The following is a 23,717-nucleotide window of genomic DNA, read 5'->3' on the forward strand; positions in this document are numbered from 1 at the left end:
GCTGACCCGGCCAGCTACATTTTTATTCTTAATTGTATGATGGACGTTCAATCCCGCAAGAAACTGGTTTATCCCGTCAGGCAGCCCCTGATGGATTATCTGCGTAAATATAACCGTGACCTGAAAGTATTGGTGAACTACAGTGACCTGCTCCGTTTTCATGTAAGCATTCCACTGCTGGACAAGGATGGCAAAGACACACTGTGGGAAACCGTTTATTACGATCCTGCGCATATGGAAACCTTATTCCCCGCGCTCACCCTCATCTATGCCATTATGAATACCTCTGGCGATACTGCTTTTACCGAGCACCTACAGGTATCCCAGATCGACTACTGCACCTTTGGTAATTCCAAACCTTTCCGGGTGCGCATCATGAATACGCTGAACGATAACTATGATTACTTCTATGTAAAAGTATCTGATGCCTCCCGTGTGTATGGTCTGGAACTCGAACATATATTATCACCTAACAGGATCGCCTATCTCACAGATGGAGAAACACTGATAGAAGAACACATCTCTGGTCTGCCTGGAGATGTATTTATTAAAAACCGCCTGAATACCTCCAAATTCAACCAGATCAGGATCTGTAAGGAATTCGTGAAGTTCAACGAACGCTGTTTTATCCGCCTGCTGGGAGATATGCGTGCCTATAACTATGTAGTACATATCACACCTGATATAGAAGGAAACCAATACCGGATCCGTGCTATCGACTTTGACCAGCAATCCTATGAAGGCAGAAGACAATTTTACCTACCTCATTTCTTTAAGGATAACAATCAACTGGTAAGCCTTGGTATCAAACATATGGACAGCCGGACCATGCGGCAGTACCAGGAGGAAGAACGGAGCTTAATCAATAACCGTATCCGCCTGGTGCGTTACAGACTGGATGATCTGCTGGCCTGTATGAAAGACGATCAGATCTCTCCACAAAAGAAGGTAGACCAGCTGGCCGGGGAACTGGCCACTTTCCATCACCACGATGGATTTAGCAGGTGCCGGAATATGGGAGCCCTGATTGCTGAACAGTTGAAAATATATGCATAATTCATCACAACCATGAACAAACTTAAGAACAGGTGGCTCATTGCAGCCTCCGCAGTTGGGATCCATCTCTCCATTGGCTCTGTGTACGCCTGGAGCGTGTACACAAAACCATTAATAGCACAACTGGGATGGGGACTGAAAGAGACACAGTTTACATTCAGCCTGGCTATTTTTTTCCTTGGTATGTCAGCTGCCTTTCTGGGCAGTTATGTTGAAAAGCTTGGCCCGAAAAAATCCGGGCGACTTGCGGCGCTTTTCTTCGGTGTAGGCATAGCAGGTTCAGGATTGGCAGTATATGCGCACTCACTGTGGGGGCTGTACCTGTCTTATGGCGTTATTGGTGGTATCGGTCTGGGACTGGGCTATATCACACCTATTACCTCTCTGGTAAAATGGTTCCCGGACAAGAAAGGGCTGGCCACCGGTCTGGCGATTATGGGATTTGGTTTTGCCGCATTGATCAGTAGCCCACTTATCGTATACCTGATCGGACATACCAGTATTCCCACTACATTCTTTATCATGGGCGGTAGCTACTTTGTAGTTATCCTGGCTGCGTCTTCTTACATTGCACCGCCTCCTGAAGGTTATGGCGGACCTGCAAAGACAAAGGAAATTACAGGGGTCACAGCGAAGGAAGCCATCCGTACTAAGAAATTCTGGTACCTGTGGATCATGTTCTTCCTCAATATCAGTTGTGGTATCGCCATCATTTCCGCAGCTTCTCCAATGGCACAGGAATCTGCCGGGTTGACTACAGCAGCTGCAGCAGCGATGGTTGGGTTCATGGGGATCTTCAATGGCGGTGGCCGTATTGGCTGGTCTGCGGCGTCTGACTTCCTGGGAAGACCTAATACCTTTATTACTTTCCTCTGTATTGAAATTGTGGCATTCCTGGTATTGCCAGGGGTACACAATGCACTGTTATTCCAGCTGATGATCTTTTTGATCGTTTCCTGCTATGGTGCGGGTTTCTCCACCACTACTGCCTATATCAGTGATCTTTTTGGTACAAAAGAACTGGGTGCGATCGTTGGTTATATGCTTACAGCATGGGCTGCTGCCGGTATGGCGGGTCCGCTGTTCGCAGCAATCGCAAGAAGTGCCAGTTCCAGTTATAATGGAACATTATATTGTTTTAGCGTGCTGCTGGTGATTGCCCTGGTATTTTCTATACTGCTGAAGCGGTTATTAAATAAGGCTAGTTGATTTTTTGCAATAACTCTAGTACTTTAGTGGGATAATAAAATGTCGGTTATGTATCGCTTTTATATTCCCACTATTTTCTTTTTGATCACTTTGAGCGCAAAGGCGCAACAGTTATCGCTCAATGAAAACCCATATCCACCTGCTGTTAACGTGCAGGAAGCGATAAAAAAAGAAATTGCCAACATCTCCCGTTATCCGGGGCCTGATGCAAATGAACTCATTACCGCTATTGCCCAAAAAGAGGGCGTAGAAACCGATCAAATCATACCGGGTGAGATATTGGCCCAACTCGGGGTTTATCTGGGCTTAAAAGGCGGAGAATTCATTTATGCTGTACCGGGGTATCCTGTTTTTACAGATGCGGCAAAAAGTGTAGGAGGGAAGGTGATAGCCGTGCCGCTGAATGATAAAAAAGAAAATGACCTGACATCCATCAGCGCCAGCATAAACCCACAAACCACCGCCATCTTCCTCGTCAATCCTCATAACCCCTCCGGCACAGTAAGTGATAAAAAAGCCTTTCACGACTTCCTTCACACCGCTTCTAAACAAGCGATTATTTTGGTAGACGAAGCCTACCTTGAATACGCCGACGATTTCGCCGGCAGAACCGCCGTTAATAATATCAAAGAAGGAGATAACGTCATCGTTTTCCGCACCTTTGCAAAAGCCTATGGCCTTGCAGGGTTGTCGATCGGCTATTGTGTAGCCCCACCTGCTATCGCAAAATTCCTGAAAGAAAAAGGGCTTGGAAATGTTCATGACCTGAACCGACTCTCTGTTGTAGCGGCCAAAGCCGCATTAGCCGACAAAAGCTATATCACAAACCTGAATAAAACTGTCGCCGTAGAAAGAAATAAGTGGAATCAATTACTCGATAGTTTACATCTGGAACACACTACCTCTCAGGCCAACTTTATCTATTTCAATACCGGCCAGCCATACGAAAAAGTTGCTGCTGCCTACAACAAACAAGGCGTTCAGATCGCCCGTTTATTTTCACCTTACAATACGTGGATCCGCATTACCATCGGACTTCCTGCGGAAAACAAAAAAGCACAGGAGATACTTAAAAAACTATGAAGTTTGTTATCCACTACCATTGAGTATTTGCGAGGATCAATCCATTGTTTGCAAAATTCACATTTCCGCCTTATTTTGTTTGTCCCGGAAACAAATTAAAACTTAATATAAGTATGACCACAAGAAGAACTTTCCTTACCCAGGCAGGCCTGCTCGGCGCCGGACTGGCATTTGGACTCTCGTCGAACCGTTTACTGGCTGCTGGTAAGATCAATGCAAAAGCAGGATTGCAGCTCTATTCCCTCCGCGAAGAACTCCCTAAAGATGTAAAAGGCGTGATCGCAAAAATAGCTGCCGCCGGCTACAAACAAGTAGAAACCTACGGCTATAGCAAAAAGAATGGCTTCTGGGGGCTCAGCGCCCAGGAATTCAAAGCCCTGCTCACTAAACATGGCCTGACCAGCCCAAGCGGACACTACGCCCTGGAAACCGAAGAAGATCAGGACGCTTCCATCGAGGCTGCTAAAATACTCGGACAGGAATACCTGACCATGGCTTACATCGATGAAAAGAAGCGCAAAACCGCTGCTGACATCAAAAAAATCGTTGCCGAACTGAATAAACTGGCTGATAAAGCAAAGAAACACGGTCTGAAAATGGCGTACCATAACCACGATTTCGAATTCAAGACCGTGGAAGGCGTAATGCTGTACGAGGAACTGCTGAAGGGTACCAACCCTGCACTGGTGCATTTCGAAATGGATATTTACTGGGTAGTGCGTTCCAACCAGGATCCTATTGCCTGGATCAACAAATACCCCGGCCGCTTTACCATGGTACATGTGAAAGATATGGATAAGGCTAACCCTGAGCTGAACACCGAAGTTGGTAAAGGAAGTATTAATTTCAAAGCCATCTTTGCAAAAGCAAAAACGGCTGGTATTAAATATTATATCGTAGAACAGGAGAATTTCTCCATCGATCCTTACGAGAGTATTACAGAAAGCTCAAAATACCTGCGCACGGTATTATTCGCATAAAAATAGGAGGTGTCATCAATAAATGAATCTCCTGAGAATTATATGAACAGCATAAAAAGCAGGATGTATCATCAATAAATGAACCTCCTTAGAACTGCATAAATGGAAACCGGGCTCCATCAGCTATCCGAATGAATAGAGCGTGTATCTTACTTTTGATACACGCTCCTTTTTATTATCCAAAACTTACAACATTCTCTTTATCCGTTAAATATTCTTTGACGGTTTCCCTGCTCACAACCCCGATCAACCTACCATCCTTTACTACCGGTACCTGTGCCAGGTGTTCGTCCGGCAACTCATCCCAGCAATCAAAAATGGTCATATTACCGTTCATTAGTTTCGCGCCTTTGTCCATCATGGTATAGACTTTCCGTCTGTAATAGCCAGGCGCCTGGCTAAAGTGGATGACCTGACTATCAATGATCCCAATCGGAGACTGGTTGTTCAATACCACATAAGAGCGGTGATGGTCCCCCAGCAGATAAGCATTGGCTTCTTCCATAGTAAAGGAAGCATTCACAGTTTTGAAGTCCGTATTCACAATATCCCCCAGACACACATTTTTTAAACGTGGTTTCAGCACCAGTCTCTTTTCAGTAGCGCCCATCAGTAACAGGTACAGTCCGAAGAACACCAGCCAGCGGTTCAGCAGCACGGTGCCACCCACAAAAAACAGCACACCCAGTATGCGGGTCCCCATCAGGGACGCCTGTGGAGAAAGGAGTCTTTCCATATCCATCGGAAAGGCGGGAAGCAGGTTAAACACCACGAGCATTACGTTGATATTATGTAAGAATACCAGGTAGTTGTTAGGTGTGATATTGAATACCAGCTGATGTGTATCCCAGAATGGTGTATAATCATCCAGGAAAGGCAGCAGCAGCAGGGCGATGAACAGATTTACAGCAGGACCAGCAAAGGTGATCAGTAACAGCTGACCTGTTTTTTCAGGTTGCATTGCAATTGTAGGCATGCCACCGGTAGGCAGCAGACGGATATTTTTGACAGGGATGCCTGCATGTATACTCGCCATGACGTGGCCCAGTTCATGCAGCATGACACAAGCGAAAATAGACAGTATGCCCAGGGCAGTCCATCCTATACTCTGTGAGTCGCCTCGTGAAATGATCGGGATAAACAGTATCCAGCAGCTGACCAGCAGAAAGATCCAGTGTACCCCCACCGGGATACCCTTAATGCGGAAGAGTTTGACGGCGTTTCTCATATGGCGTTTATTTGATACAAAACTATCTTTTAGGGGGCAGGTAGCCTATGATGATGGATGGTTTATATGATGACGGTCATTACCATTTATAAAAACTTGCGGCAGGATCTTTTCGAATAATTCAACATTGTTAAAATCATGGAGTCTGCTGGAATTTTTCGTTCGCTCAAGTACCGGAACTATCGCTTATAGTTTACCGGACAATATTGCTACCTGGATGCAACGCCTCGCCGTATCGTGGATGGTATGGCGCATTACTCCCGCCAATCGCTGGTAGTTGCATTGCAGGACTTACTTTTTCATGTAGTGTGTGTTGTTTCTCGTTGAGTACTTCATTGCCGGTAGCGTTGTTTTTTGTGGCGTTGGCAGGAGGGGGGATGATGGCGCAGATTGCCGCCAAGAATACTTATGTGCAGACGCATGTAGAGGATCATATGCGCAGCCGGGTGATCAGTTATTATGTGATGGCGTTTCAGGGGATGTTGCCTATCGGGAATTTGCTCACAGGCACGATCGTGCATCAGTTGGGAGCTAAGCATACGGTGACAATGCAGAGCATTGCCGGTGCCGTATGCGTCGCGTTATTTACATATTATTCAAGGTCTGTCAGACAGGATACCCCACATAGATCAGCGGAGGCAATCCCTTAAATACAAACGCTGTCACACCACATAACCACATGGGGTGATTGATTTCAGTACCCTTGTAGAAAGGCATCATATAGATACCGCCAGTGATACTGTCCTGGAGATTCTCTGTGAGGTGGAGTACGTCTGCACCTTCAAAAGGTTCGTCGCTCAGTTCCAGGTAAACTTCATCGGATTGATTGCTTACAGTGTCGAGCATAGTGTCGGCGCCTTCTACCATTTGCAGGGCTTCAATACCGTCTGTCCATTCCGGCAGGTCTATATACCAGCTGCCTTTGTCGGTTTTGTAAAATCTGAATGTCTTTTTCATCTTGTTTCTTTTTTACCAGGGCAGTTGGAGCCATGGACTTTCGTCCTTCTCCAATAAATATCTGGCAATTGCAGCTACATCCCGGTTGCCGGAGTGAATACCACCCCACATGGCACGGCCGAGGATATAACTTTTAGCATAGGATTCCCAATCTGTATAGGTGATGTGGGCCAGTTCACTGGCTGCGTCAATGTAGGCCCAGGCTTCTGATTCGTTGATAATGCGGGCTTCGAGGCAGAGTCTTGTGAGGAAGACGAGCCGGCCACAATCCCAGCCGATCATACCGTATTTCAAAATATCCTGTTCATCATGTAGGATACCGTCCTGCAGCAATTCAGGCATAGTATCTATCAGGTTATGTAGTTGGGAATACGCTTTCCCCTTATCATCTTCTTCCTGAAAACTTTGATCTATAACATCTTCCTGTTCCTCCGCCGTTTTCGCCATCAATGCCCTGTATATTGCCGGCAGATAATAGCGAAATCCCTTGTCCCGCAGGTAGACCAGTTTTGCCCTGGCTTCGCTGGCGGTTTTTAGTTTCCAGTAGCTATGCAGCAGGGTACCGTTTACATACGATCTATCCAATCCTGTAGCCAGGGTATTGATATATGCATGTGTCATCTCACTGTAGATGGCCCCCAGTGCTATTTTCTTGTACTGGCTGTTTGTAAGGGTGCTGTTCTCATCACGGTGTATGGGGGTAAAAGGTTTTCTCTTCTTTTGAAATGAAAATAAAGGTAAAACCCTCGTATATACGAAATAACCCACGGCAACGCCTATGATGAGCCAGGTCAGGATAGTTTTCATGATAATCAGAAAATTAATGGGAAAATTGGGTGCTAACAATTCTCAAACATATATTACATGTCCCTATGATTTAAAAGCAAGATAGGAAATAATTTTTTCTCTCCCCAAAAAGCAATGTTTTTTTTAGCCTGCTGCAGGCAATTTACCATTATCCCCCAAAAAGTAGAAGCTGCCATCTATGAAGATAGCAGCTTCGGTATTGTTGTTATGACAAGTACATTAACCTCGCGCAGGCTCTTTAGGAGCCTCATGTTTTGTTTTAAGCCCCAGTAGCGAGTACAAAGGGCAAAAGCCGGTTAGGCTGGTCAGCAGAAGAATCACTGCTATGATCATGAAAAGGCTGTCTGTAAGTATCTTGTTGTAAAACAGGAAGATGGTGATGATGGCTAGAATTACGCGGATCAATCCATCAACTGTACCGACATTTTTTTTCATAGCGTTTAATTTTTAAATCAGTTTAAAGGTAAAAGAAATAAAGTCGTGGAATGGTGATATTCGTCATTAATAGTGCTGATTATGGTGTATACTATCAATGGATGTTTTCAATAGAATATTAATCGTGGAATCGTAATACCTGAACGTTGTCTCTCTGTTTGCAATATACAAAATTATTTAAAAAACAACCTTATTTTACCTTCCTTTCACCGCCAAATCCTGCTATGAAATTGATCGCTGCGATTAAATTACCACCCTTACTGATCGCCCCGTCAAAGTTCCTGCCAAATGAGAAGGTCACTTTTCTGTTCTTCGCGATTTCGTATTCTGTGCTCAACACCAGTCTCCATGAGGGATCCAGTACGGTGTTGCCAATCACACTGCGGTACAATCCTTCCCCGCTCAGTGTAAATTTATCGTTCAATGTACTGAGCAGAAAACGTGCGCCCACATCGAATGTAGAAGCATGATCTGCACTGATCTTGCCGTCAGGATCCGCAAAGATCACTTCAGGGTGATACAGGTAACGTACGATAAACATGGAGGTAATGCCTTTGTTCCCGTTTTCATAACCACCTGTGAGCCATGCTCCTGCTTTGTTGATCAGGCTATTGTCGAAGCGATTATCGGGGAAGTCGGCCACCATACCGGTGGTGAAATCCAGGAATACCCCTTTTCGCTCCGTAGGGAAAGCCGAAGCGATGGCCTTGGCCCGCTGAAAGGGTTCGGAAGAGGGGAGACCTTCCTGCTGTATGGAATCCACGAGGTTGTGCATGCGCTGCAGGTCACTTCTCAGTCTGGCACTGCTGTCCTGCTTAATATTATTCGGCAGGGAGGTATTGGCACCCAGCGCCGCTCTTAAATTTTTAAGTATTTCCAGAGAATCAGTATACATATTGGGCAGCTCATATGCCTTTAGCAGGTCTTCCTGGGCCTTAATCAGGTCCAGATACGCCTTTCGGGTATTCGCAGACCATCTTGGTCTGATAATGGCAAATTTGATCCCGATAGCGACCTTCGTTGTCTTCAGACTATCCACATCTTCCTGTCCCTCCGGCCCCATATGCGTAAAGCCCGCAGAGATGGTAAATGATTGCAGAAAGGCATGTTTGCTGCTGTCAAAATCTTTCAGGGTATACTTCTTTGCCCCCCATAGAAATGGCGCGATTTCGAAAGCATAGCTATTGGGAATGGCCGTGAGGTTGTTGGTTGCATTCTGCACTGAAAGTCTGAAACTATTCAGGTCCGAAGGCCGTTCAATCGCACTGGTAGAGATACCCAACATGTTAAAAGCCGGCGATACCGGCGATTTCAATACATCCAGCGTGATGGTCGTGTCAATATTCAGCTGGGCCTTTACGTCCACGCATAATATGGCCAGTATGGCGACAATAAATAAAATTCGTTTCATGAAGGAGGAGTTAAGAGAAGTCAGTGAAGAAAATAGTGATTTTGTAAGCGGCAGAATCACCCTGTTCCTGCACTGTTCTTTCCATTTTGTACCGGTAAGGCGCAGTGCCACCGGTGAGTGAGAAGTCAAGGCTGGTCAGGTTCGTAACAGTAGATACGTCAGTAATGATGGTATATACTTCCAGGAACTTGTTCACGAGGGAATTGCCGGTACCAATTGTGAAATTGATGATGGCCCCCTGAATATTACTCCCTTGTTTGGTGGAATCAATGATCACATCGGATACAGCAGATTGTCCGGTGGTACCGGGAAATAAATTCATAACAATAGGGCTGTCAGTGCGATCTATTTTGTACTCATCATAATGATTCGTCTTGCCGGTAGTATCAGCAAAGACCTTTTTTAGTGGCGTGATGGACATGTCTCGGTTTTTTGGTTTTAGCTACAGCTTTGGCAAGCTATATTTGGGGTTTGAATGGAAAATTGGTTGAAATAGCTCCATGCAAAATAAGCATTCGTACATTTTTTGTAAAAATAAATAAATTATTATATTTTCTTAATATTTAATATCCGGGAGGGAAAAGCACCTGTATCTATTTATAACCCAAACCTGACCATGCTGGTTCCCTTAGTAAAAAGACATAATTTATGTATACATGACAGCTTACAAGCTGGTTGTGAACTGATCACTGTGAAAGATCTGATCGTATTCGATTGGGTAAAGAGGGCAGTTCAAAAGATGCATTAATAATACATATTCTCTGGCTGGCCGCAGGGCGTTATTAAAAAAGGGTGCGTCTCAAAACTTCGAGACGCACCCTTTTACTTTGAAAATGGGTTTCATGCCTGCTGGTGAATTCCCGCTTTCATGAATGTTTTATTCGGGTACCTGATGGCGGGAATTTTTGTACATACAATTCTCATGGCCTTCCTGTTACTTACGTTACACCCCCCTTTTTTTAATTAAAACCTAAACGTTGCATTCGCCAGCAACTGCCGCAGCGGCTGTGGATTTGCCGTAAATGAATGCGCCCAGTATTTCTTATTTCCAATATTATTCGCTGCTATCCCAAATCTCCACTGTGCTGTCTCATAAAAAAGGGAAGCATTCACCAACACATAAGAAGGAATAATAATCGTATTATCTGAATCATAAAAACTCTGATCCGCATAATTGCCACCAAAGCCCAAACCAAAATGATTCAGCGCTGTACCCGGCTGGAACTTATAACTCGCCCAGAAGTTCGCCACATTCCTTGGATTACCAGTCACCTGCATCCCTTCATTCGAAGTCGCCTTGATGTACTTGTTCTCATTATACACATAACCAGCTGTAATGCTCAATCCTTTCAGTGGACTGGCCGTCAGATCAAACTCCATACCACTGCTCTGCTGATTCCCATCCTGATAAGCATAACTGCTACCATCATAACGTACTGCATCCCTGATACGAATATCATAATAACTAACCGTACCAATCAGCTTATTATCCAGCGTGCTTACTTTCACACCACCTTCCCACTGATAAGCATATTCAGGCTTCAGTGTCAGCACTGCTCCATCTGGTTGTAAGTAAGGACCATTATTGGTAAAACCACTCATATAGTTACCAAACAATGAAACCTTGTCTTTCACTACCTGATAGATCAATCCAAATTTCGGTGTAAGGGAAGTCTGCTTATACCCATCAGTACCTTTCAGCGTATACCTGTCTACACGAAGACTCAGCATTGCCATCAGGTTTTCAGTAATGTTGATCAGGTCAGAACCATAGGTCGCAATGGTCTCAGTTTCGCTGTTATACACACCCGCAGATCCTGCCTGTATAGCTTTTTCTGCCTGTGCCAGACTCGCTTTGCTGTAGTTGGTAATATCGATGGTATCAATGGTACCAAATGCATAAGAGAAGTCAGACTTATAATGGTAATAATCTACACCCCAGAGTACACGGTGTCTGATAGAACCAGTATAGAAATCACCTTTCAGATTATGCTGGAAATCGGTCGTAACGGTGGTGATCGGACCATACAAAGCAATGCCTCTTTCAATGTGCGTTGCATCCAGGAAAGTAGGATAGAACTGGTAGCTCTTCAATACTTTCTCATTGTTCATAGATACGTTGGTGGTAGAAGTCCAGTGGTCATTGATCCTGTAAGTCGCCTGGAAGTAAGTACGGAAAGTATTGGCTGTAGCATCAATACCATCGCCATACAGGGTCTCCTTATATCCTAAAGGAATATCCTTTACATTCTTTACACCCAGCACATCGAACTGAAGGTAAGGTGTCTTTGTCAGTTCCTCACTATATGCTTCCACATCCATGTTCAGGGTCAGTTTGTCGCTTGCCTTGTAAGTCAGACTGGGCGCAACAGTATAAGTATTCTTATGACCCGTCTCCTGGAAGCTTTGCTGTTTATTTACGGCAGCATTCACACGGAGCAATGCCGTCTTTTCTTTATTCAGCGGCGCGTTTACATCAGCAGTCAGGCGGCTCAGACCCCAGCTGCCGGAGGTATAGCTGATCTCAGATTTCGCAATGTCAAATGGTTTCTTAGTGACCATATTTACGGCACCACCATAAGACGACACCACGTTACCAAACAGGGTAGCAGAAGGGCCTTTCAGCACTTCGAAGCGTTCTACGTTTACAGGGTCTACCGAAGTACGCCCTGCTGCAATGAACTGTACACCATTGCGTGCTGCCGGTTCTGCCGTAAAACCACGCAGGGTGATGCTGGTACCACCTGCAGGGTCAGTCGTCACGACAGCACCAGGTACATTTGCCAGTGCACCGGCAACGCTCACGGTCATCTGATCCTTCATTAACTCACTGGATACAACGCTGTATACCTGTGGATTTTCCAGGTTCTTAAGACTCATCTTGGCAACATCGTCACTTTCGATTTTACCACTTTGAGATTTGTTGGTAGAAATGATGACCTCATTCAGCTGCTGGTTGTTTTCCTTCAGTTCAAAGTCAACTTCCACGGTATTGCCTGTGGTCACAGTCACTTCTTTCATCTGTGTGTTCAGCCCAATAAAACTGGCTACCAGTGTGTAGTTACCCGCATTGATACCGGATATTGAATAACGACCGTCTTTGCCGACGGTCGCACCTTTTGAGGTACCCTTGATAGTTATGTTCACGAATTCTGCCGGTTTGCCATCAGAGGTGGTTACTTTTCCTTTGATAGTACCCTGGTTTTTGTTTTGTGCAAATGAAATATGGAAAGAGGTCACCATAAGGAGCATTCCCAGAATCAACATTCCCAATCGACGCTTAAACATGATTAATACAAGTATTTGTTTATAGTAGTTTGCCTTGCATTGTCCTTTCCATGCAAGGCGGCGCAAAATTCATATATAGTAGAGCATGGTGGTAATCATATCGGGAAAATCATTTACGCAAGGCGGAATTAGTATCCGGCATAAATTATGGTACTTGTTACAGGAATCAAATCTGGAAGCTATGATACAAAGAGATGCATCCACTATTAGTTTATGGCAGGGTAACATTGAACCCTTTCAACCAACAATGATGGCTGATCATAACGCGACGTATGATGTGGTCATAGTCGGCGGTGGTATCACCGGACTTACAACCGCTCTTTTATTGCAGGAAGCAGGTAAGCGCTGTTTGTTGCTGGAAGCAAATAACATTGGCTTTGGTACCACAGGAGGTACGACTGCTCATCTGAATACAGTACTGGATACTTCGTACGATCAGATCTCAACGAATTTCAGCAAAGAAGACGCCGGGCTGGTCAGGGAATCCGTTGGGGCTGCCATAAGTCTGATACAGCAAAACATCGAGCGCTTCAGTATAGACTGTGGCTTTGATTATACAGATGCGTATTTATTTGCGCAGGATGAAAAGCAGACTGAAGCACTTGATATTATTGCGAAAGCTGCCCGCGAAGAGGGCATTAACATTACCCTGCAGGATCATCTGCCTGTCAGTTTTCATTTTACCAAAGCCTATAAATTTACCAACCAGGCCAAATTTAACCCGTTAGCTTACATCTATGGCCTTGCGCGTGCATTTGAGCATGCAGGTGGAGTGATCGTGCAGGATTGCAGGGTGATTGAAATTCATAATACCAGGCATATCAAAGTAGACACAACCCTCGGTGAATTTACAGGAATGAATATCGTGTATGCAACACATATACCACCGGGTATAAATCTTGTCCACCTGCGTTGTATACCCTATCGTAGCTATGCGCTGGCTGTAAGACTCGCAGACAATAGCTATCCGGATGCATTGATTTATGATATGCAGGAGCCTTATCACTACTTCAGAACACAGGTCATAGATGGTAAGAAATACCTGATCGCCGGTGGAGAAGATCATCAGACAGGCCATCATGAAAACACGGAGCAATGTTTCCGTAACCTGGAAGCGTTTGTGCGTGAGCATTTCAAAGTAAAGTCTGTAGACTATAAATGGTCTTCCCAGTATTATGAACCTGCAGATGGATTGCCTTATATCGGCAACATGCCGGGGCAGCCGGATAATGTATATGTGGCTACAGGCTTTGGCGGTAATGGAATGGTGTACAGTGGGGTAGCGGCGATGGTGATCAGGAATATCATTCTGGGAAAACATCGTGCTACTGAAAAGCTGTTTAATCCAAACCGCATCAAACCAGTTGCAGGTTTTACCAACTTCGTTACGCACAATGCGGATGTTGTAAAACTCTTCTTTGGAAAGCTCTTCCCTGCACACAAGCTCACCGAACTGGCCGAACTGGCACCAGGAGAGGCGCGGGTGGTGAATTATGATGGGCATCGTGTGGCGTTGTACAAAGATGAAGCAGGTATGTTGCATGCCGTGAACCCGGTATGTACCCACATGAAGTGTGAGGTGGGCTGGAATACAGCAGAGAAGTCATGGGATTGTCCTTGTCACGGGGCGAGGTTTGATGCAGCGGGTAGGTGTCTGCATACACCTGCGGATCGTGATCTTGAGCACCTTGATATTACCCATGATCTATCTGATGTGGAGGAGCAGGTGCATCGTTAGCAATTAGCGCAACAATTGACCAGCCTTGTCTGTTATATAAAATCATTGTATCACCTTAAATACAATAGTTATGAAAAAGAGTGGAATTAATATGTGGGTGGCTGTGCCTGCTGTGTTGTTTGTATTTTCTCTTTTTGGCACTTACTACAGCTATGCAATGGCGCAACAGCATCCTTCTTATTTACCGGTAATGTACCTGGGTATAGGGGTGGCAGTTTGCTCATTCATCATGGCGGCTGTTATGCAGAATGTAACGATCAAAAAAACACCGAAGTATGCGCCTATTCCTTTCAGTACAGATCATTCAGAAACATATTATTGTATCTACACCAAGGGTAAACGCCGTTATGATGTGGATTTTATAGAAGGCATTGCAGATAGGATTGAGCATATAGAAGATGAAAATGATCCGGCTGTAAGGGCGGAAATCGCCCGGCTCTTCGACCCTGAGCGGAAATCGCCGGTATTGTTACCTGCGGTACTGACCGGTGGGGAAGAGGTGTATCAGCGCCCAATAAAATCCAGTCAGCTGATGGATAATATAACGAGGAATGACCGGCATTTTGCATTGCTCACTTTTGATGATCAGTCTACTGCGGTGGTAGTGAGGCATGAGCAGTTGGTAGATCAGGTGTAATTGATGATTTGGTCTACTGAGGCTGTTGTGAGGCGATAGTAGATGCAATCATCAGTCTACTGCGGTGGTAGTGAGGCATGAGCAGTTGGTAGATCAGGTGTGATTGATGATTGGGTCTACTGAGGCTGTTGTGAGGCGATAGTAGATGCAATCATCAGTCTACTGCGTTGGTTATGAGGCATGAGCAGTTGGTAGATCAGGTGTAATTGATGATTGGGTCTACTGAGGCTGGTTGAGGCCAGAGCAGGTGTAATGATCAGTCATCTTTGATGATCAGTCTACTGAGGCTGTTTTGAGCCCGAAGCAGGTATGATATGACTATCGATCATCCAGTTCGTCAACAGGGATGGCCATGCCTTTAAGGAGAGCAGATCGGTTTTGTAACCCATATTAAAGGCATGATCTCCATTGGCGAAAATATGCGCTTCTACAGGGACCCTGGCGTCCCTGTAGGCGCTTAATAAGGTCACTATTGGTGCAGAACAGCAAGCGTCGTTATTCGCTACTACCAAAAAAGCCTTCGGCGCATCCTTTGGTACGGATTGCGGAATACCCAGTGGACCGGGATAAACTAAGATCTGAAAATCCGGTTTCCCATTTAGTCTGTCCACAGGATCTTTGGCTTTTTGATCACCATATCCTGGCGCATAAGCTACCTGTGTCACAACTTCCCCCCCTGCGCTAAAACCCCACATACCGACACGGTCAGTGTCAATACCCCATTCTTTCGCATGACTACGCACTAACCGCATGGCGCGGTAAGCGTCCTGTCTCACTTCTTTTTCTAATGAATAGGTAGAATCCTCCCTGAATAACCGGTATTTGAGAATAATGGCAGTAATGCCTAAATCATTCAGGTATTTCGCAGGATTGACGCCTTCAGAATTATAAACCAATAACCGGAAGCCACCACCTGGGCAAATGACCACTGCGGCACCTGTTGCTTTTTCCTTTGGAGGGAGGTAGACGGTGATGCTGGGGTTATGGATATTCTTTACATAGTAATCTTTGGCTATTTCTGGCTCGTTTTTCCGGTTTTCATAACCGGGTGCACCATTGGGCCAGAGATGCATAACAATTGGTGTATCCTGCGCGTAAGTGAGGCAGGGGAGTAGTAGGCAAAGGAAGAGGTAAATGCGTGACATGGCATATAAGTTAGCCATTATTCAGGAATAGTTTGAAAAAATTATGCAAACGATTCAGTATTATTCCGGATTAAACATGCATAGGATTTGCAATAGTTTTGAATTGATCTGCCACAGCTTTTATCCCTGCCCGGTAAATCGCTACCCAATTAGTCTGAACTTACTCAATGCAGTTGATCTGCCACAGCTTTTATCCCTGCCCGGTAAATCACTACCCAATTAGCCGAAACTCACTCAATGCAGCTTATCTACAAATGCTTTCGTCTCCTCTGGATAAATCGCTACCCTATGAGTCCGAACCAGATCTGGAATTGCTTCCTTATGCTGATCCATCTTAAAAGTGATCTTTGCCGACGCCATCGCTGGCATATGGCAATCAATACAATTATTAGCCAATACCAATCCATTTTCAGGCCGGAAAGTACAGGTATCCTTTCTGGCATGACAATTCATACACCTATCCGAAAATAACCTCGGATTTTTCGCTTCATCCTTATGCACATTGTGACAGGAACTGCAATCCATCTGCGACTGTTTAAAACACTTGCTAGCTGTAAGCAGCCCATACTGGTTACCATGTACATCCAACTGACCATTAGAAGGATTTTCTGTAGAATACTCATTCAGGTGCTGCCCCACCTGGTAAGAAAAAGCTGGTTGAATCATATTCCTGATCCCGGAATGACAAAGCGCACAGGCATCCAATCGTAACTGCCGGTCTAACCGGGCAGTGTTGACAATATACTGTGGAACAGTATCCGCAGGATGTGCTGCATGGTAAGCCACATGGGCAGCCCCCGGCCCATGACAACGTTCACAGTCTACGCCATAGAGAATCTTTTGTTTATTATAAACAGTACTATTATCAGGAAGAATTTGCGCCTCCGCATAAGTGCCATGGCATTCGATACAACTTGCCGGCACAGGGCGGTTAAAACGAATATAATTGATGGAATATCCCGGGCTATTGGCCCAATCATGAATAGGCGTGAAGTAAGAAATGGGTAACTGGAACAAATGATTACCGGACCAATAAAGGTAAGTCTGCCCCATACGCCCGGAGCCGATCACGACGCCAAAAGCTTCCTTCTGCGTAGGCATACCATTCACATACCCCGTCTGGTAAAACTTATTGGCCATCCGGCTCATCACCACCTCCATATCTTCATTGTAGACGAACTTATTTTTACCAAAGACAAAACTGCCCTTAATATGTTCCGCATCAGGTAGGGAAGAGGTAAGAAAATGGGCCGTATGCCTGGTGTCTTTATAAATATCCTGATGACAGGACTGGCAGGCTGCCGCGCCGGCAAATGCTTTGCCACCGGGTAGTTCTATTATTGAAGCCTTTGAAGCTGGTTGAGTGGTCGTGCACATGATACTGCCCAAAACAATCAATGTGACGATAGACGATAAGATGATGTAACGCATATCAAATGAAATCTAAAATGATCTACCCCATATCACACAAGGTAATTTACCCAACCATCAATCCCACAAACGCTAAAATAATCCTCCTATATCACCATTCCAGTTAAGCTGTCCCTACCGCCAATCCCCTAAACCCTAAAATGTTGTTCCCCCTATAAATATACGTAACCCGTCACGCCTGGTTTTTTTATATCTTTGTCCCCGTTCGAGTAAATTAATACTGTACTATGAAGCATCTTATTCTTGTATGCCTGGGCATTCTATGTTTTTCTACCAGCTGTGAAACCTCACAGCAGATTTTACAAAATCTACCGACTTCTGTAGCCGGTCAGCCAACGTCTACCCAGATCGCCGCCGGTCTGAAAGAAGCCCTGACCATCGGCACCCAGAACAGCGCCAACCGCCTGTCTGCCGTAAACGGCTTCTTTGCAAATGCTGCCTTGAAAATCCTGATGCCACCAGAGGCACAGAAAGTTGAATCTACCTTACGTAACCTGGGTATGGGTAACGTAGTAGACAAAGCAATCCTCTCTATGAACAGAGGTGCTGAAGAAGCAGCAAAATCCGCGACTCCCATCTTCGTAAATGCCATCAAACAAATGAGTATTACAGATGCTATCGGGATTCTGAGAGGTGGCAATAACTCAGCAACTGAATATTTTAAACAAAAAACCACCGCTGAACTGACCAACGCTTTCAAACCCGTAATTGAAGCAGCACTGAAGAAAGTGGATGCGACCAAGTATTGGAGTGATGTATTCTCCCTCTACAACAAATTCTCCAGCACCCCCGTTAATACCGATCTTTCTGCTTACGTAACCGAAAAAGCAATTTCTGGTATCTACATCGAAGTCGCTGCTGAAGAAGCAAAGATCAGACAAGATCCTGCTGCACGCGTAACAGATCTGCTGAAGACTGTCTTTGGTAGTACGCTGGCCCAGACTGGCAATAAATAAACTTTGGTTTTTTTATTTTCCGACCAGCGCCGGAGAAATACCCCCCCCAAAAAAAAACGCTGCTGATAGGAATAACCGTCAGTACCGCACCCGCAAAAATAAGAGGGGCATCATTAATAAATGAAGCTCCTGATAAACGCATAAAATGGAATCTGGCTCCACCAGGTATCCGAATAAAACAGTCATGAAAGAGGGAATTCACCAACGGGGAATGAAAACCATTTTCAGAAAAAGAGGGTGTATCTACATAGAATACACCCTCTTTTTTTCGTCTATTATATAAGCACTTTCTCCGTTACTCTTTCCACCGGAATATTTTCTTTTGGCTTCCCTATAATCGTCCCAAACCCCGCATCATTTGTAAAATACTTCCACACCCAATTAATCAACACCACAATCCTATTCCTAAACCCAACCAACGACATCAAATGCACAAACATCCATATCAGCCATGCCCTAAATCCCTGCGTCCTGATCTGCTTGTTAAACACCATTAAATCCGCCACCGCATGGTTCTTCCCAATCGTCGCCATCGTTCCCATATCATTATACTTAAACGGCTTCGGCTCCTTTCCAGCCTCCCATCTCATAATATTCTTCCCTAATAACTTCCCCTGCTGTATCGCCGGCTGTGCCAACATCGGATACCCATGTGGCATCTCCTCCGTTACCATCGCCGCTATATCTCCAATCGCAAACACGTTATCATAGCCCACTACCTTATTATATTCATCCACCTTTACCCTCGTATCCTGCATACACTCCTCAGACAATCCTTCCACTGGCAAACCAGACACACCCGCAGCCCATACCAACGTTCTCGTACACAACTGCTCTCCCGTACTCAACTTCACTGCAAACCCATCATAAGAAATCACCCTTCTGTTCAACCACACCCGCACCCCTAAATCATTCAACATCTTCAAAGACTCTCTCGATGCCGCCGGCGACATCCCCTTCAATATCTCCCCGCCACTCTGAATCAGATGTATATCCATCTTCACAAAATCCAACTCTCTATAATCCTTCGGAAACACATGTCTTTTTAACTCACTCAGCGCCCCGGCTATCTCAACCCCCGTAGGCCCGCCACCTACAATCACAAAATCCATCAGACTATTCAACTGCATTTCATCCTCTACCTGCAACGCCTTCTCAAAATTGCTGATAATCGTATTCCTCAATAACAACGCATCTTCCAGGCTCTTAATACTAATCGCCCTGGCCGCAATCTCTTCATTCCCATAAAAATTCGTGGTAGCACCCGTCGCAATCACGAGGTAATCATACCGGATCAATCCAATTGAAGTCTCTACCGTCTGATTTGCGGTATCAATTTTCTTCGCCTCCGCCATGCGGAAAAAGAAATTCGATTGTTGTTTGAAGATTTTGCGGTAAGGCGCTACAATAGAAGGCGCTTCCAGGTTGGTAGTAGCTACCTGATACAATAATGGTTGGAAGGTATGAAAGTTATGTTTGTCTATCAGCACCACCTGCAAGTCTGTTCCGGCAAGGGACTTCGCTAATTCCATCCCTCCAAATCCTCCGCCTATGATCACTACTCTTTTCTTACCTGTTGTTGCTATTTTCGTTTGACTTAATAAGACCACGCTATTGAATTTTAGACTGTGAATCAATGATATGGCAAACTGCCGGGCACAATTTGATACCAAAGATAGTACCATTCGACTAATAGCCGTCCTTGTAGAATTCCCTATTATTGTTTATATTATCGGGTTTATAGCATCAATTCTATTATTGGTAAAGAAAACGAAATTACTTCCCCGGAAGGCAACTCCCTACTCACATCCACTATCCCATCTTACAACATCAATTCTATCACCGGCAACGTAAATGGCGGCTTCTTCTCCGGCAGCATCAACACCAGATCCTCCCCATTTTCCACTCTCTTTATCTCCGAAGCATCATGCAGAAACTGTGCGTATTTTACCTTACCCTTATATCCTTTTAACACTAATTTCCCACCCGCATATTCCATCAAATGAATATAAAGCCTCTTAGACGAAGGATTATAAGTGAGCAAACTATGCGCAGGCGCCTGATAATCCCCCGGCGCCTGCTGGCAATTATAAATAGCCCGGTCATTAAAATGCATCCATTGCCCAATAGAATCCAGCGCCCGTGTCGCTCTATAATCAAATACCCCTCTAGCCGTAGGCCCTACATTCAGAATCAGGTTCCCACTCTTACTTACAGAAGTGATCAGCAAAGTAAGCAGCTGTACATTTGTCTTCCAGGTATCCTCATCCCTATAATACCCCCATGAACCAGAAAAGGTCTGGCAGGTCTCAAAGGGCAATCCATCATAATTACTTTTTAGTTCTTCCGGTTTCACCTGTTCCGGGGTGGCAAAGTCAGCCCCATCAGGCACACCTCCCAGATCAAGCCGGTTATCTACTATAATATTGGGCTGCAGTTTCCGGATCATTTTAAGCAAGGCGAGTGACCCCCAGTCATCCTTACCCTTTCCATGAGCGCCCGGGTAGGAGAAGTCCAGCCAGAGAATATCTATTTTCCCATATTGAGTCAGGAGCTCTGTAATCTGGTTGCGCATATACTGGCGGTATTTCTCCATATCCCGGCCTTTGTTCAGCCGGGCATACGCTGTATCATTAGCGGGCCGCTGAGGATGGTGGTTATCTATGGTAAAATCAGGATGATGCCAATCCAGCAGGGAATAATAAAACCCTATTTTAATCCCTTCCGCCCGGAAAGCGGCTACAAATTCTTTGACAAGGTCCCGGCGGATTGGGGTATTAGTGGATTTATAATCCGTGTATCTGGAATCAAAGAGACAGAATCCTTCATGGTGCTTGGTAGTGAGCACAGCGTATTTCATGCCTGCTGCTTTGGCTTGTCTGGCCCATTCTTTAGGGTTAAATAAATCGGGGTTGAACTGATCAAAATAAATCTGGTACTCCTCATTTGTGAGCCGCTCGTAGTTTTTTACCCATTCATGCCTGGCAGCTTCAGCATATAAACCAAAATGGATGAACATGCCAAACCGGGCATGGGTCCACCATTCCATTTTTTGCGCAAAACAACAATTTGAAATAAGGAGTAAGAGAAAGGTAAATCTGGCAAACATAAAGTGGGATTTTCCAAAAGATAAGATTTTTATCTTTTGGAAAATCCCATATTTCTAATCAGGCGAGTAGTTCGCCCTGTATATGCCTTTCAACTGGTCAATAAAAAATTCCTTCAGTTTGCATCTCACGCCGTTGGCGTTTAAAACCTCCTCTTCCTCACCCGCTCAGGATCTATATAAGGCGTATAATACGCACACAAATTCAGCAATATCATCATCGCCGAAAAGAAAAACAACCCCATAAACAATGCTATAAACAAATGCAGACAAACAATCGCCCCCAACCACCACATCCGCGTCACCCGTACATTCATCCCAATACAATATGCCATCTCCAATATTATCGTACCCCAGCCTGCTATCAAAAAAAACGGTGTATTCACTAAAAAATCCAGACTAAATAAACTATAATAATTATGACTATGCAAGGTCTTCCACAATGCCTCCCCATTCCTCCATGTCACCCCAATCACCTTATCAAACCCCGAAAAGAAATAAGCAATACATAAGTGCGCCTTTAATAGAATTAACCAATGCTCATGCGCTGGTGCAATGATGAATTTTCGCAACCGGTTATCTACCGAATAAATATAACCCACAGGAAATATACAGCAATAGAACAACGCGAATGTAGTATACCCATCCACCCCATACTCATACAAATGAATAGACTTCAATAACAATAATTGCAAAAACAACGACAACACCGCACTCACCCTCGTACAAAACCCAAGGATCAGACTCACTAATGCCAATGGATACGCAATCCTGCATATCCATAATAATGTCTCATATCGTATACCCACATAATGCTGCAGGCTGATAAGGGTAGGACTGAAATGATCCGTAGCTGTATCCATTATATCAGGGTATATATACCCTTTGAATGAATACAACATATCAAAATCCGGCTGTATCGCCAGAAAATGTAACAAAGCAAAACCTGCCATATTCACCCGGAAAAAGAACAACCATCCGGGATAGGTCTTATTGTGCATGTGGCGTCAGACTATAGGTTCCCGTCACTAATTTCGTCAGCAGGTATTCCTTCGGGGTACCAGCACGCACCGCCTGCAGGGTAGGGAACTGCAATACATTGTAACTTAAAATTACGGTACTATCCACACAGCCATGCTGCTGAAATAAAGTGACGGCGATATTTTTAAAGACAAGGTTATTATATTCTCCAAGTAATCCTCCGGGCAGACTATCATGTGCATCCGGCTTAATAAAATCATCTGTCAATGCATTGGCCATTGAAAAAAAACGCAGCGATGTCTCGTACGATCTGAAATCCGCCGTAATAGGCGTACCGCCACATTCCCCGATCAGCATTCCATTAGACCGTACATTAATGCCAAAAAAACCATACCCGGTTTCTGCTCCGGTATAGCGACCGTAATATCGTATCGCCTTTGCCTCCAGGAATGGCGTCAGTTTGCGCACAACATAAGACTCCTCCGGCGTATGATGAAACTCATGATACGCCTTGTAAGCACTGACACTATTGATGATGATGATAAAGAGAAGGTGTGCTGCCATCCAGCCATACAAACTTCGTCTGCGAAACAGTACGATGGCTGACCGATTGTCTGCCAGCCATCGTTTTAGCCAGTTACTTGATGGCTGGTGCATAACGGTTCATGATCTCGTTTGCTTTGATCACTTCTTCCGGCAGTGTCTTGATCTGCTTCCAGAAAATGAACTTGGTAGACACCCAATCTTTGTAAATTGAATTGTCCAGAATACCGCCCATCTTTCTGTTCAGCGGATTGTCGGATCCAATGGTGATTGCACCACGACCGAAATCCTTGATGCCATAATGTTGTGCTACTACACGTTTGATTTCTTCCTGATCTGCTACAGATACACGCTTTGTAGCAACTTTGGAAACAGTGTAAAGGTGTGTGCTGACGCGCTTAACGCCTGATACCTGCTGGAATGAGAATGAGAAAAGCAGGAGCACAGGGGCGCACAATGAAAGCAGTAGAAGCTTTTTCATACAGTGAGATTTTTGGGATTAATTTGAAGGCAAGGTAGGGGATTTCAATTATATAACAATCAAGTATTTATACGCATAATACCAGAAACAAAAAAGAGGGTGCATCATAAATGAATAAAACCTACGGGAATCGAATAAATAGAAACCTGGCTCCATTAGGTATCTGAATAAATCATTCATGAAAGAGGGAATTCTCCAACGGGAAATGTAACCCATTTTCAATGAAAAAGAGCGTGTATCAAAAG

22 protein-coding genes are annotated in these 23,717 nt (G+C 44.7%); 8 read left to right on the plus strand and 14 right to left on the minus strand.

Going from position 1 to position 23,717, the window contains the following annotated elements:
* Positions 1-36: 36 nt before the first annotated feature.
* The 4 genes from QQL36_RS23490 (at position 37) to QQL36_RS23505 (ending at position 4,328) form a co-directional block, all read left to right on the plus strand.
* Positions 37-1,056: a hypothetical protein gene (locus QQL36_RS23490; protein ID WP_235643691.1), complete on the plus strand. Its 1,020-nt coding sequence runs from the start codon at positions 37-39 to the stop codon at positions 1,054-1,056.
* A 12-nt stretch (positions 1,057-1,068) separates the two neighbouring features.
* Entirely contained in the window at positions 1,069-2,265 is a 1,197-nt protein-coding gene (locus tag QQL36_RS23495; protein WP_083723198.1) for an OFA family MFS transporter, read from the plus strand.
* Positions 2,266-2,313: 48 nt separating this feature from the next.
* A complete protein-coding gene (locus QQL36_RS23500) occupies positions 2,314-3,348 on the plus strand; it encodes a histidinol-phosphate transaminase (RefSeq protein ID WP_321566963.1) in 1,035 nt (344 codons plus the stop codon).
* A 113-nt stretch (positions 3,349-3,461) separates the two neighbouring features.
* Entirely contained in the window at positions 3,462-4,328 is an 867-nt protein-coding gene (locus QQL36_RS23505) for a sugar phosphate isomerase/epimerase family protein (protein ID WP_083723200.1), read from the plus strand.
* Between the two features lie 175 nt (positions 4,329-4,503).
* Here the strand turns inward: QQL36_RS23505 and QQL36_RS23510 are convergent, their stop codons facing one another.
* Positions 4,504-5,556 carry a site-2 protease family protein gene (locus QQL36_RS23510; RefSeq protein WP_321566964.1) on the minus strand — a complete coding sequence of 351 codons (1,053 nt, stop codon included), beginning with the start codon at positions 5,554-5,556 and terminating at the stop codon, positions 4,504-4,506.
* A gap of 206 nt (positions 5,557-5,762) precedes the next feature.
* Here QQL36_RS23510 and QQL36_RS23515 point away from each other — a divergent pair, with 206 nt between their 5' ends.
* On the plus strand, positions 5,763-6,206 hold the full coding sequence (locus QQL36_RS23515; protein WP_321566965.1) for an MFS transporter: 444 nt from the start codon (positions 5,763-5,765) through the stop codon (positions 6,204-6,206).
* On the opposite strand, the gene QQL36_RS23520 is transcribed toward QQL36_RS23515, so the two are convergent.
* The 6 genes from QQL36_RS23520 to QQL36_RS23545 form a co-directional block, all read right to left on the minus strand.
* Positions 6,163-6,513 (minus strand): DUF6717 family protein, encoded by a 351-nt coding sequence (locus QQL36_RS23520; protein ID WP_321566966.1) that lies wholly within the window; start codon positions 6,511-6,513, stop codon positions 6,163-6,165. The genes QQL36_RS23515 and QQL36_RS23520 overlap by 44 nt on opposite strands.
* A gap of 12 nt (positions 6,514-6,525) precedes the next feature.
* On the minus strand, positions 6,526-7,320 hold the full coding sequence (locus tag QQL36_RS23525; RefSeq protein ID WP_321566967.1) for a DUF1266 domain-containing protein: 795 nt from the start codon (positions 7,318-7,320) through the stop codon (positions 6,526-6,528).
* A gap of 219 nt (positions 7,321-7,539) precedes the next feature.
* On the minus strand, positions 7,540-7,755 hold the full coding sequence (locus tag QQL36_RS23530) for a DUF2892 domain-containing protein (protein WP_083723206.1): 216 nt from the start codon (positions 7,753-7,755) through the stop codon (positions 7,540-7,542).
* A gap of 190 nt (positions 7,756-7,945) precedes the next feature.
* Entirely contained in the window at positions 7,946-9,166 is a 1,221-nt protein-coding gene (locus tag QQL36_RS23535; protein ID WP_321566968.1) for a hypothetical protein, read from the minus strand.
* A 10-nt stretch (positions 9,167-9,176) separates the two neighbouring features.
* The gene (locus QQL36_RS23540) at positions 9,177-9,587 is read right to left on the minus strand and encodes a hypothetical protein (protein WP_321566969.1); all 411 of its coding nucleotides are present in this window, start codon (positions 9,585-9,587) and stop codon (positions 9,177-9,179) included.
* Between the two features lie 542 nt (positions 9,588-10,129).
* Positions 10,130-12,454 carry a TonB-dependent receptor gene (locus QQL36_RS23545; protein ID WP_321566970.1) on the minus strand — a complete coding sequence of 775 codons (2,325 nt, stop codon included), beginning with the start codon at positions 12,452-12,454 and terminating at the stop codon, positions 10,130-10,132.
* Between the two features lie 181 nt (positions 12,455-12,635).
* Here QQL36_RS23545 and QQL36_RS23550 point away from each other — a divergent pair, with 181 nt between their 5' ends.
* The gene (locus tag QQL36_RS23550; protein ID WP_321566971.1) at positions 12,636-14,192 is read left to right on the plus strand and encodes an FAD-dependent oxidoreductase; all 1,557 of its coding nucleotides are present in this window, start codon (positions 12,636-12,638) and stop codon (positions 14,190-14,192) included.
* A gap of 70 nt (positions 14,193-14,262) precedes the next feature.
* Entirely contained in the window at positions 14,263-14,829 is a 567-nt protein-coding gene (locus QQL36_RS23555) for a hypothetical protein (RefSeq protein WP_083723210.1), read from the plus strand.
* Between the two features lie 278 nt (positions 14,830-15,107).
* On the opposite strand, the gene QQL36_RS23560 is transcribed toward QQL36_RS23555, so the two are convergent.
* Together QQL36_RS23560 and QQL36_RS23565 are read right to left on the minus strand one after the other, a co-directional pair.
* Complete coding sequence (locus QQL36_RS23560; protein ID WP_321566972.1) at positions 15,108-15,974, minus strand: alpha/beta hydrolase; 867 nt, start codon at positions 15,972-15,974, stop codon at positions 15,108-15,110.
* Between the two features lie 234 nt (positions 15,975-16,208).
* Complete coding sequence (locus QQL36_RS23565) at positions 16,209-17,405, minus strand: multiheme c-type cytochrome (protein WP_321566973.1); 1,197 nt, start codon at positions 17,403-17,405, stop codon at positions 16,209-16,211.
* 227 nt (positions 17,406-17,632) lie between these two features.
* On the opposite strand from QQL36_RS23565, the gene QQL36_RS23570 reads away from it, so the two are divergent.
* Positions 17,633-18,361 (plus strand): DUF4197 domain-containing protein, encoded by a 729-nt coding sequence (locus tag QQL36_RS23570; protein WP_083723212.1) that lies wholly within the window; start codon positions 17,633-17,635, stop codon positions 18,359-18,361.
* Positions 18,362-18,636: 275 nt separating this feature from the next.
* Here the strand turns inward: QQL36_RS23570 and QQL36_RS23575 are convergent, their stop codons facing one another.
* From QQL36_RS23575 to QQL36_RS23595, 5 genes are all read right to left on the minus strand, one after another.
* Positions 18,637-19,971 (minus strand): NAD(P)/FAD-dependent oxidoreductase, encoded by a 1,335-nt coding sequence (locus tag QQL36_RS23575; RefSeq protein WP_235643697.1) that lies wholly within the window; start codon positions 19,969-19,971, stop codon positions 18,637-18,639.
* A 212-nt stretch (positions 19,972-20,183) separates the two neighbouring features.
* The gene (locus QQL36_RS23580; RefSeq protein ID WP_321566974.1) at positions 20,184-21,410 is read right to left on the minus strand and encodes an alpha-L-fucosidase; all 1,227 of its coding nucleotides are present in this window, start codon (positions 21,408-21,410) and stop codon (positions 20,184-20,186) included.
* Between the two features lie 200 nt (positions 21,411-21,610).
* The gene (locus QQL36_RS23585) at positions 21,611-22,468 is read right to left on the minus strand and encodes an HTTM domain-containing protein (protein WP_321566975.1); all 858 of its coding nucleotides are present in this window, start codon (positions 22,466-22,468) and stop codon (positions 21,611-21,613) included.
* A complete protein-coding gene (locus QQL36_RS23590) occupies positions 22,458-23,105 on the minus strand; it encodes a hypothetical protein (RefSeq protein ID WP_321566976.1) in 648 nt (215 codons plus the stop codon). Before QQL36_RS23590 ends, QQL36_RS23585 begins: the two co-directional genes overlap by 11 nt.
* The gene (locus QQL36_RS23595) at positions 23,086-23,472 is read right to left on the minus strand and encodes a hypothetical protein (protein WP_143708852.1); all 387 of its coding nucleotides are present in this window, start codon (positions 23,470-23,472) and stop codon (positions 23,086-23,088) included. The genes QQL36_RS23590 and QQL36_RS23595 overlap by 20 nt, the downstream gene beginning before the upstream one ends.
* Between the last annotated feature and the right edge of the window lie 245 nt (positions 23,473-23,717).

Source organism: Chitinophaga sp. LS1 (genome assembly GCF_034274695.1).
In the GTDB taxonomy this organism is placed as follows: Bacteria; Bacteroidota; Bacteroidia; order Chitinophagales; family Chitinophagaceae; genus Chitinophaga.